This is a genomic window from Streptomyces sp. NPDC058000 (assembly GCF_042886435.1).
GTDB lineage: Bacteria > Actinomycetota > Actinomycetes > Streptomycetales > Streptomycetaceae > Streptomyces.
In genome coordinates this window covers 1-10843 of the sequence record NZ_JBHVQS010000117.1, presented here as the reverse complement: position 1 = coordinate 10843, position 10843 = coordinate 1, and the positions used below count along the sequence as shown (strand labels likewise).

At 74.4% G+C, this 10843-nt stretch carries 9 protein-coding genes; 5 read left to right on the top strand and 4 right to left on the bottom strand.

Going from position 1 to position 10843, the window contains the following annotated elements:
- Positions 1–311: 311 nt before the first annotated feature.
- Complete coding sequence (locus ACFVT2_RS42905) at positions 312–1670, bottom strand: dipeptidase (protein WP_390027840.1); 1359 nt, start codon at positions 1668–1670, stop codon at positions 312–314.
- A 182-nt stretch (positions 1671–1852) separates the two neighbouring features.
- On the opposite strand from ACFVT2_RS42905, the gene ACFVT2_RS42900 reads away from it, so the two are divergent.
- A complete protein-coding gene (locus ACFVT2_RS42900; RefSeq protein WP_390027839.1) occupies positions 1853–3133 on the top strand; it encodes a geranylgeranyl reductase family protein in 1281 nt (426 codons plus the stop codon).
- On the opposite strand, the gene ACFVT2_RS42895 is transcribed toward ACFVT2_RS42900, so the two are convergent.
- Positions 3099–3980, bottom strand: coding sequence for a class I SAM-dependent methyltransferase (locus ACFVT2_RS42895; protein ID WP_390027836.1), 882 nt, complete (start codon positions 3978–3980; stop codon positions 3099–3101). The two genes, ACFVT2_RS42900 and ACFVT2_RS42895, sit on opposite strands and share 35 nt — an antisense overlap.
- A 189-nt stretch (positions 3981–4169) precedes the next feature.
- Here ACFVT2_RS42895 and ACFVT2_RS42890 point away from each other — a divergent pair, with 189 nt between their 5' ends.
- From ACFVT2_RS42890 to ACFVT2_RS42880, 3 genes are all read left to right on the top strand, one after another.
- Positions 4170–4829 (top strand): TetR/AcrR family transcriptional regulator, encoded by a 660-nt coding sequence (locus ACFVT2_RS42890; protein ID WP_390027834.1) that lies wholly within the window; start codon positions 4170–4172, stop codon positions 4827–4829.
- A gap of 158 nt (positions 4830–4987) precedes the next feature.
- On the top strand, positions 4988–6238 hold the full coding sequence (locus tag ACFVT2_RS42885; protein ID WP_390027832.1) for a sensor histidine kinase: 1251 nt from the start codon (positions 4988–4990) through the stop codon (positions 6236–6238).
- A complete protein-coding gene (locus ACFVT2_RS42880; protein WP_390027830.1) occupies positions 6235–6900 on the top strand; it encodes a response regulator in 666 nt (221 codons plus the stop codon). The genes ACFVT2_RS42885 and ACFVT2_RS42880 overlap by 4 nt, the downstream gene beginning before the upstream one ends.
- Before the next feature lie 258 nt (positions 6901–7158).
- Here the strand turns inward: ACFVT2_RS42880 and ACFVT2_RS42875 are convergent, their stop codons facing one another.
- Together ACFVT2_RS42875 and ACFVT2_RS42870 are read right to left on the bottom strand one after the other, a co-directional pair.
- Positions 7159–7914 (bottom strand): maleylpyruvate isomerase family mycothiol-dependent enzyme, encoded by a 756-nt coding sequence (locus ACFVT2_RS42875; RefSeq protein WP_390027828.1) that lies wholly within the window; start codon positions 7912–7914, stop codon positions 7159–7161.
- A gap of 159 nt (positions 7915–8073) precedes the next feature.
- Entirely contained in the window at positions 8074–9417 is a 1344-nt protein-coding gene (locus tag ACFVT2_RS42870) for an MFS transporter (RefSeq protein ID WP_390027826.1), read from the bottom strand.
- A 17-nt stretch (positions 9418–9434) separates the two neighbouring features.
- Here ACFVT2_RS42870 and ACFVT2_RS42865 point away from each other — a divergent pair, with 17 nt between their 5' ends.
- Complete coding sequence (locus ACFVT2_RS42865; RefSeq protein ID WP_390027823.1) at positions 9435–10652, top strand: ROK family protein; 1218 nt, start codon at positions 9435–9437, stop codon at positions 10650–10652.
- Positions 10653–10843 lie beyond the last annotated feature (191 nt).

Below are 10843 nucleotides of genomic sequence, written 5' to 3'. Positions count from 1 at the left end.
AAGCGAAGCAGTCCGGCACACCCCAACCCCACAGCCCCGGCACCGCGGCCGAACAGCCCGCGCAGCGGACCCCGCCCGCCGCAGGCGAAACGGCGCCGCACCCGGCAACCTACGAGGCAGCCCCGCGCAGCGGACCGGCGCCGCACCCGGCAACGTAAGGGCGAGCCCCGCGCCGTTAGGCGCAACGGCAACCTACGAGGCCCCGCGCCGTCAGGCGCAACGGCAACGTACGAGGCGGGCCCCGCGCAGCGGCACGGTGGGAAAGTCAAAAACGTGGGAGGCCCAGCCAAGCGCAGCGGACCGGTGGGGAATCAACGCCCCGCGGCGAACCGTTGGAGGAACAGGGCCTCGGCCAGTGAGAGCCGTTCCAGTTCCTCGGGGGACACGCTTTCGTTGACGGCGTGGATCTGGGCCTCCGGTTCGCTGAGGCCGATCAGCAGGATCTCCGCGTCGGGGTAGAGCCTGGCCAGGGTGTTGCACAGCGGGATGGAGCCGCCCAGGCCGGACGTCTGCATCTCCTGCCCGTCGTACGCCTCGCGCAGCGCCGCCGCCATCGAGGCGTACGCGGGGCTGCTGGTGTCCGCGCGGAACGGCTGGCCCTGGCCGACCTGCTCGACGGCGACCCGTGCGCCCCAGGGGGCGGCGCCTTCCAGGTGTGCGGTGAGGAGCTTGGTGGCGTCGACGGCGTCGGTACCCGGGGGGATCCGCAGGCTCACCAGGGCGCGGGCCGAGGCGTGCACGGAGGGGGTGGCGCCGACCACCGGCGGGCAGTCGATGCCCAGGACGGTCACGGCGGGCCGGGACCAGAGCCGGTCGGCGATCGTGCCCGTGCCGATGAGGCCGACGCCGTCCAGGACCTTGGCGTCCTTGCGGAAGTCCGTCTCCGAGTACTGGAGGCCCTCCCAGGTGGCGTCCGCGGCCAGTCCGCGGACCGTGGTCGCACCGTCCTCGGCGCGCAGCGAGTCCAGGATCCGGATCAGCGCGGCCAGTGCGTCCGGGGCCGCGCCGCCGAACTGGCCGGAGTGCAGGTTGCCCTCCAGGGTGTCGACCTGGACCTGCACCATCGTCATGCCGCGCAGCGTCGCGGTGACCGTCGGCAGCCCGGCCCGGAAGTTGCCGGAGTCGCCGATGACGATGACGTCGGCCGCCAGCAGTTCCGGGTGCGCCTCGGCGTACCGCTCCAGGCCGCCGGTGCCCTGTTCCTCCGAACCCTCCGCGATCACCTTGATGTTGACCGGGACGCCGCCGTGCTCCTTGAGCGCCCGCAGCGCGGTCAGGTGCATGATCATGCCGCCCTTGCAGTCCGCGGCGCCGCGCCCGTACCAGCGACCGTCGCGTTCGGTCAGCTCGAACGGCGGGGAGATCCAGGCGTCCTCGTCCAGTGGCGGCTGGACGTCGTAGTGGGCGTACAGCAGGACGGTCGGCGCGTCGGCCGGGCCGGGGAGGTAGCCGTAGACGGACTGGGTGCCGTCCGGGGTGTCCAGCAGTGCCACGTCCTGGAAGCCTTCGGCCCGCAGCGCGTCCGCGATCCAGCGGGCCGCGTCCTCGCTCTCGCTCTTGGGGAACTGCGCGTAGTCCGCGACGGACTTGAAGGTCACCAACTCGGCGAGTTCGGTCCTGGCCCGCGTTTGGAGGGCGGCGACGGTCTGGGCGAGTGGGCTGTCAGGCATGGAACGCTCCTTGTGGGCGCGGCGTTGGCTACGTGGGGGCACGTACGGCGGGGTGGGCCGGGCGGGCCCGGACGTATGGGTGGGCGTGCCGCCCGATCTTCCCACAGGCGGTCCGCCCGGCCGTGGCCCGTAGGATGCGGGCGGTACGCGCAGCCAGGCATCGGACGGGAGCGGAAGCACAGGTGAGCAGCGAGCAGGCAGCCGAGGACAACCAGCAGGTGTGGGACGTCGTGGTGGTGGGCGCGGGGCCCGCGGGCGCCTCGGCGGCACACGCCGCGGCGTGTGCGGGACGCCGGGTGCTGCTCCTGGAGAAGGCCGAACTCCCCCGCTACAAGACCTGCGGCGGTGGCATCATCGGGCCGTCCCGGGACTCCCTGCCGCCCGGCTTCGAACTGCCGCTGCGCGACCGGGTGCACGCGGTCACGTTCTCGCTCAACGGCCGGTTGAACCGCACCCGACGCTCCAAGCACACGCTCTTCGGGTTGATCAACCGCCCCGAGTTCGACGCCGCACTGGTGGAGTCCGCCAAGGACGCCGGGGCCCGGGTCCGTACCGGTGTCACCGTCACGCGGGTGGAGCAGCACGGCGCCAACGTCCCCGACCGGCGGACCGTCGCGGTGGTGCTCGGTGACGGCGAGGTGGTGCTGGCCCGCGCGGTGGTCGGCGCGGACGGCAGCGCGAGCCGGATAGGCGCACACGTCGGGGTCAAGGTCGACCAAGTGGACCTCGGTCTGGAGGTCGAGATCCCGGTCCCGGAGACGGTCGCCGAGGACTGGGCGGGCCGGGTGCTGCTCGACTGGGGCCCGATGCCCGGCAGTTACGGCTGGGTGTTCCCCAAGGGGGACACCCTCACCGTCGGGGTGATCTCGGCCCGCGGCGAGGGAGCGGAAACCAAGCGCTATCTGGAGGACTTCGTCGGACGGCTCGGCCTGGCCGGTTTCGAGCCGCGGATCTCCTCCGGGCACCTGACCCGCTGCCGCGCCGACGACTCGCCGCTCTCCCGCGGCCGGGTGCTGGTGTGCGGTGACGCGGCGGGCCTGTTGGAGCCCTGGACCCGCGAGGGGATCTCCTTCGCGCTCCGCTCCGGGCGGCTGGCGGGGGAGTGGGCGGTGCGGATCTCCGAGGCGCACGACGCGGTCGACGCCCGGCGCCAGGCCCTGAACTACGCCTTCGCCATCAAGGCCGGGCTGGGTGTGGAGATGGGTGTCGGTCGTCGCCTGCTGGCCCTCTTCGCGCGCCGCCCGGGGATGTTCCACGCCGCGCTGACCGGGTTCCGGCCCGCGTGGCGGGCGTTCGCGAAGATCACCCGCGGCACCTCCACGCTTGCCGAACTGGTCCGCACGCACCCGCTCGCCCGACGTGCGCTGGAGGCCCTGGACCGGGCGGAGGCGTCCCAGGAGGCCGCGCCCGTCGCCAGGTCGGCGGAGGTCAGCGACCCGGAGCCGGCGGCCGAACGGCGGTGACGAGCCAGGCGGCGCCGCGCAGCCGGACCGCGCCGCCGTCCTCGTAGGGGCGCAGCGCCTGGGCGAGTGCCGTCCGGGCGCGCTCCCGGCGGTCCGGGGCGGCTCCCTCCAGCAGATGGCGGCCGGGGCCGGAGTCGAGCAGGAAGGCGGACGCGTCGCCGGCGTCCCGGCCCCAGACGCCGTCCGCCGTCACCGGCGTCACGGTGGTCTCCCCGAATCCGGCGGCGGAGAGCACCTCGTGGGCGCGGTCCGGGTCGGCGAGGGAGAACATTCCGGGTGCGCCGGGGGCGCCGAAGCCGTCCAGTGACAGGTGCGGGCGGAGCGCCGCCAGGGCCTGGAACCACTCGCTGCGGTCGGCCGGTGCGCCGCAGACGAACACCAGTCGGCCGCCGGGGCGCAGTGCCCGGCCGATGTTGGCGAAGGCGGCGACCGGGTCGGCGAAGAACATCACGCCGTAACGGCTGATCGCGACGTCGAAGCCGCCCGTCGGGAAGGCGTGGACCTGGGCGTCGCCCTGTGCGAAGGCGGTGTTGGCCAGTCCCTCGCGGGCCGCGGAGGCGCGGGCGCGGGCCAGCATCGGTGCGGAGAGGTCCACGCCCTGTGCGTGCCCTTCGGTGGCTCGGCGGGCGGCGAGCCGGGTCGTGGCGCCGGCGCCGCAGCCGATGTCCAGTACGCGGTCGGCCCGGCCGATCGCCGCGGCGGTGAGCAGCGGCTCGTTGAACCCGCCGTTCACCGCGTCCCAGCGGTCCTGGTGGTCGGCCCAGTGGGTCCCCTCGTATCCGTTCCAGGCGCGGGCCTGTTCGGCGTTGGGGGTGTGGGGGAGTACGGGGCCGGTGGGGTGTGCCATGCGGTGCCTCCTGGTGGGTGTGGGGGTTGCCGGGTGTGGGTGTGCGTGGGCGTGAGTGTGGGTGTCGACGGCGTGTGGGCAGCCCGGTGGGCCGGGCGGCCCGGGGCTAAGATGGGCGGGTGCTCAAACTCTGTGGGCAACAGTATGGGCGCGTGCCCATACTGGCAATCCCCGGCCCGGAGAGGTCTCATGTCACCGCGTGGAGTGGCCATCCCCGACGTCCGCGAACGGCTCTTCGCCGCCGCCGAGCGCCTGCTGGCCCGGGAGGGGCCGGGCGCCCTGACCAGCCGCGCGATCACCGCGGAGGCGGGCTGCTCCAAAGGGCTGCTGCATGCCCACTTCGCCGGCGGGCTGGACGAGTTCGTCGCCGAACTGTGCCTGGACCGGTTCGCCCGCACCGCGCGTCAGGCCGCACAGCTCCCGCAGCGGGCCGGCCAGGACACCGTGGCCGCGAACCTCGGCACCGTAGCCGGCACCCTGCTGGACTCCGCGGGCCCGGTCATCGCCGGCCTCGCTCTCACCCGCCCCGCCGCCGCCGACCGGATCCGCACCGCCCTCCAGGAAGGTGCGCCGGGCTTCGACGCGATGCAGGACGCGATCACCGACTATCTGGACGCCGAGCAGCGGCTCGGGCGCCTCGCGGACCGCACCGACACCGGCGCGGTCGCGCTCGCCCTCGTCGGTACCGTCCACCACCTGCTGATGACCGGACGGGCCGGAGCACCCGATCCCCGCCGGCAGGCGGAACGGCTGGTGGTGATGCTCGTCGGAACGGCAGGGAACGGAGCGTCTGGGCATGGAACGGCAGGGAACGGAACAGAAGGGACCGCGACCGGCGACCCGGCTTGACCTCCGGCGGGCGGAGTAGGGCCTGTCCGGTGGATCGCGGCCGGGTTCGCGACGTATCCGACCCTGGTCCACCGGACAGGCCCTACTCCCCGGGGAGTAGCCGTGACCACCGCGCCCGGTGGACGCCGCCCCGCCCCACCGCGGTCTAGCGTTGCGGCATGGACAACGCACGGCCGCCGTGGGCGCGGCGCCACCACGGCGGGGCGGGGGAGTGGTGGGCGGCGGCCCCGGCGCCCGGAAGACGGGCCGACGGCCGGCTGCCCTGGCGCTCGACGCTGGTGGTCGCCGTGCTGGTCACCGTCGGCAGCAACGCCGCCGCCCACGGCCAGCACGGACGCATTCCGCTCGACCCCCTCGGCCATGCGCTGCTCCTCGCCGGAGCCGTACTGCTGCTATTCCGGCACCGCTACCCGCGGGCCACCGCCCTCGGCATCGCCGCCTGCTGCGCCGCCTACTTCGCGGCCGGCTACCCCTACGGGCCGGTCTTCGTCACGCTCGCGCTCGGCGCCTTCGCGGCGATCGTCGCCGGGCACCGGGTGGTCGCCTGGTGCGCGGTGGGCGGGGTGTGGCTGGTCCACCTCCTGGTCGCACACTGGCTCTACCGCTGGCTGCCCCCGCACCTCGGGCCCGCCCCCTGGGGGCAGGAACTCGTCGTCACCGCCTGGGTGGCGGCCGTCGTGGCGGTCTCCGAACTCGCCCGGGCGCGCCGCGAACAACTGGCCCGGATGCGGGCCGAACGCGCCGCCGCCGAGCGCCGCCGGGCCGACGAGGAGCGGCTCCGGATCGCCCGCGAACTGCACGACGTCCTCGCGCACAGCATCTCGGTCATCAACGTCCAGGCGGGCGTCGGACTGGCGCTGCTGGACTCCGACCCGGAACAGGCACGCACCGCACTGACCACCATCAAGGCCGCGAGCAAGGAAGCGCTCGGCGAGGTCCGGCAGGTCCTCGACACCCTGCGCACCCCGGGGGACGCCCCGCGCGCCCCGGCCCCGGGCCTGGACCGGCTGCCCGAACTCACCGAACAGGCCGGGGGAGCCGGCCTCGCCGTCGACGTCACGACCGAGGGCGCCCGGGCCGCCCTGCCGCCCGGCACCGACCTCGCCGCCTTCCGCATCGTCCAGGAGGCGCTCACCAACATCGTCCGGCACTCGGGCTCGCGCACCGCTCGGGTGCGGCTCCGCTACGCTCCCGGTGCGCTGGAGATCCGGGTCGACGACGACGGACCGGCGACCGCCGACACGGGGGAGCCGACCGGCGGCGGCAACGGGCTGGCCGGGATGCGGGAGCGGGCCGCGGCGCTGGGCGGCACGGTCGAAGCGGGTCCGCGCCCGGACGGCGGTTTCCGGGTCCGGGCGCGCATCCCGCTCACCACCGCGGCCCGCCCCGCCATCAAGGAGGAGTCGTGATCCGGGTACTGCTCGCCGACGACCAACTGCTGGTCCGGGCCGGCTTCAAGGCGCTGCTGGACGCCCAGCCCGACATCGAGGTGGTCGGCGAGGCGGCGAACGGACAGGAAGCGTTGACCGCCGTCCGGGCGCACCGCCCGGACGCGGTCCTGATGGACATCCGGATGCCGGTGGTCGACGGCCTGACCGCCACCCGGCGGATCACCGAGGACCCCGCCTTGCGCGACGTCAAGGTCGTCATGCTGACCACCTTCGAACTCGACGAGTACGTCTTCGAGGCGATCCGCTCCGGAGCCTCCGGATTCCTGGTCAAGGACACCGAACCGGACGAGCTGCTGCGGGCGGTGCGTGCGGTGGTGGCCGGCGATGCGCTGCTCTCGCCGGGGGTGACCCGCCGGCTGATCGCGGAGTTCGCCGCCCGCTCCAAGGAACCGGCGCCGGCCGCCGCACTCGCCGCGCTCACCGACCGGGAACGGGAGGTGATGGCCCTGGTGGGCATCGGGCTCTCCAACGAGGAGATCGCCCGCCGGCTGGTGGTCAGCCCGCTCACCGCCAAGACCCACGTCAGCCGCACCATGGTCAAGCTGGGCGCCCGCGACCGCGCCCAACTGGTCGTCCTGGCCTACGAGTCGGGACTGGTACGCCCGGGCTGGCTGGGGTGAGGTACCGGGCGGTGGGCATTGGGGGGGGGCGGGGGGACGCCCTAGGCGCCCCGCCCGTGACCATCGGGCCGTTCCCCGTTCCCCGTTCCCCGTCCTCGGCCCCGTTCCCCGGTCCCTCGCCTCCCGTGACACTGCTCGTGACCACTGCCCACGAGTGCAGCCCATGAGTGCTGTCCGCGAGGACTGTCCACGAGCGCTGTCCACGAGAACTGCCTATGACGAGGCGTCAGGTCGGCGAGGTGGTAGTTCGCATACCGATCAGATCGCACCACGCTCCCGCCACAGCGTCGGCAGGGACGGGTCGCCGGTGACCTTCAGGCCGTCCCACGGGAGGCGGTTCCACAGCGTCAGATACAGCTCCTCGGCCGGGGCTTCGACCGTCCAGTCCGGGGCGGCGTCGGCCGCGTCCGGCGTGGCGTGCCGCACCGTGCGCGGCGGTGCGTCGGGCGTGAGGTGCACCGTCCAGTCCGCGCCGGGGGTGTCATTGGCGCGCAGCCGCAGCGTGCGGGGTGTCTCCGGGCGGAGCCGACTGCGGTCGCCGGCGTGGAAGCCCGCCAGGAGCTCGTCGACACCGTCGGCGGCGAAGCGGGCCGGCAGGGGCGTGAGCGGGACGCCGGCCGCCTGCTGGGCGTCGGCGCGGTGCACCGACGTCTCGTGGGCCTGCCGGCGCGCCCAGAAGGCGAGCGGGGACGGGGCCGGCAGGAACGTCCACGTCCGCAGGTCCGTCGGTGCCGTGTGGAGCGCCACGACGAGGCGGTGGTGGCCCTCGCGAAGCCAGGGCACCAACTCGTCGTCGGTCAGCTCCGGGACCTCCGGGGCGGTCCCCGGCTGCTCCTTGGGCTCGGTCACGAAGCCCGCCGCCCACCGGTGGACCTTCCCTACGTGCCGCACCAGATCCCGCATCCGCCACTCGGGGCAGGCCGGCACCGGGGCGTCGGGGCCGGCCATGTCGGCGGCGTCCGCGAGCAGCCCGCCGTCCAGCCGCAGGGTTTCGACGAACTCAGTGATCTCCATGCGTTCGAGTGTGCCAGCCGCCACTGACAACGGGCAGCGCCGGGGCGACCGCCACCCCGGCGTCCCGTGCGGCCGATACCGCCGACACGTCACCGACCGCTGCGGACTCAACCGTCGCGGTGTGGAACGTGCCGGCGCCCGGGCCCGGTTGGCGTCCCGTCACCTTCCCGGCGTACCGGAACCGGTCGCGGAGCGGTCCACTCCGTTCCGGTGCGCCCCGCGCGTCAGGTACGCGATCAGCGCCGCCACCGAGGCCAGCAGCGCGACGGTGGTCAGTGCGACCGGCAGGCCCCACGCCTCGGCGAGGAAGCCGATGGCGGGCGGCCCCAGCAGCATGCCGCCGTAGCCGATCGTGGAGGCCACCGCGACCCCGTCCGGGCCGCCGGCCGCCCCGGCGCGTGCGATGGCGATCGGGAAGATGTTGGCCAGCCCCAGGCCGGCGACCGCGAACCCGACGTAGGCGCCCCACGCGGTCGGCGCGAGCGCCCCGAGCAGCATCCCGGCCGTCGCCGTGGCGCCGCCCGTCACCAGGGCCCGGGCCGGGCCGAACCGCTCGACGATCGCGGTCCCGGAGAGCCGTCCGATGGTCATGGCCAGCGCGAACACCGCGTAGCCGGCGGCCGCGAGCCCCGGCGTGGCGGCCAGGTCCTGGGAGAGGTGCAGTGCTCCCCAGTCGGCCAGCGCGCCCTCGCCGTACGCGGTGCACAGCGCGATCACGCCGAAGACGAGCACGAGCCGGCGGGTCGGGCCGGGTGTGCCGGGGCGCCGTGGCCGGTCCGGGGCCGCCGTGCCGCGTTCCTCGGTCGGTACCGCAGCCCCGGCCCTTGCGCGCTCGCGCAGCAGCACGGTGCCCGCGATGGCCGTCACGACCAGTCCGCACCCCGCCAGTGCCGAGAGGTGCGCGGCCGGCGAGAGGTGCCCGGCGACCAGTCCGCCGAGCCCGGCGCCGATCATGCCGCCCAGGCTGAAGGCGGCGTGGAAGCCGGACATCACCGGGCGGCGCAGGGTGGCGATCAGCTCGACGGCGGCGCTGTTCATGGCGACGTTGAGGGAGCCGTACGCGGCGCCGAAGACCAGCAGCACCAGGCCCAGTGCGGTGGCCGAACGGGCGAGCGGGGGGAGCAGGATGCTCAGCGCGAGCGCGGCACCGGAGGCGATGGTCACGGCATGGCTGCCGAAGCGTCGGCACAGCCGCCCGGTGAGCATCATGAACGCCACGGCGCCGGCCGACACGCCGAGCAGGGCCAGGCCCAGGGCGCCCGCACCGGCACCGGTCTGCGCCTTGATCGCGGGGATCCGGACGACCCAGCCGGCGAAGAGGAAGCCGTCGACGGCGAAGAACGCGGTGAGCGCGACGCGCAGACGGGTCAGCCGGGGGCCGACCGGCCCCGGGGCGGTGGTTTCCGTCCCACTATGCGGCGATATCGAGGTTTTCGAGAGGTCGGTAGGGGTGTGGGCCCGATTGAGTGTCAAGGCCGTGCGTATTTTGTTTAGCGTCGGCACAAAGCCAGAATAGAGGGGTGACCCAGACTCGGACAACCAGGTTGGAGCGGGGCCGTAGCGCCCTCGGACCCGCACTGGAGCTCGTACACACCGGACGCGCGCCCACCCGTGCCGTCCTGACCACCGAACTCGGCGTGACCCGGGCGACCGCGGGGGCGGTGGCCGCCGAGCTCGAAGCGCTCGGCCTGATCGCCGTCGACTCCCGGCCGCACGCCTCCGCGGGCTCCCAAGGGCGGCCCTCCCACCGGTTGTCCCTCAACGAGAACGGCCCGGTCGTACTCGCCGCACAGATCCACGCGGACGGATACCGCGCCGCCCTGGTCGGCCTCGGCGGCCGGATCGTCGCCACCACGCCCAGCTGCGGCATCATCCCCGCGGACCCCGCGCACGTCCTCGCCGAGGTGGTCGAGGCCGGCGCCGCCCTGCTTCGCGAGACCGGGCGGCGCTGTCTGGGCGCGGGCCTCGCGGTGCCCTCCGCGATCGCCGAACCCGACGGCGAGGCGCTCAACCCGCTCCACCTCGCCTGGCCTTCGGGCGCCCCCGTGCGCGAACTGTTCCTGCGCGCGCTGGCCGACGCCGGCATCCCCGGCGTCACCGAGAAGATCGGCTTCACCGGCAACGATGTCAACCTCGGCGCCCTCGCCGAACACCGACACGGCGCCGGCAGCGGCGCCCGCCACCTGCTGTGCGTCGCCTCCGGTCACCGTGGCGTCGGCGGGGCGCTGGTGCTCGACGGCCGCCTGCACAGCGGCAGTTCGGGCCTCGCCCTGGAGGTCGGCCACCTCACCGTCAACCCGGAGGGCGCCCCCTGCTACTGCGGCAGCCGCGGCTGCCTGGACGTCGAGGCCGACCCGCTCGCCTTCCTCGTCGCCGCCGGCCGGGAACCAGGACCGGAGGTCTCACTCCTCCACCAAGCCAGCGAACTGCTCCGGAACGAGTACGCCGACCCCGGCGTACGCACCGCCGCCGACCTGCTCATCGACCGGCTCGGACTGGGCCTCGCGGGCCTGGTCAACATCCTCAACCCCGACCGCATCATCCTCGGCGGACTGCACCGCGCCCTCTTGGAGGCCGACCCCGAGCGACTCCGAGCCGTAGTCGCCGACCGCAGCCTGTGGGGCCGCAGCGGCGGGGTCCCCATCCTGCCGTGCAGCCTCGACCACAACAGCCTGGTGGGCGCGGCGGAACTGGCGTGGCAGCCGGTGCTGGACGATCCCTTGGTCGTCCTCACCTAGCTTGTGGGCCTCCCACGTTGTCGGCTTTCCCGCCGTGGGGGTTGCTGTTTTTGCGCCTGGCGGCGCAGGGCGTTGCCGCTGCGCGGCGCCGTGTCGCCTGCGGCGGGCGGGGTCCGCTGCGCGGGCTGTTCGGCCGCGGTGCCGGGGCTGTGGGGCTGGGGTGTGTCGGACTGCTTCGCTTTACGTCCGAC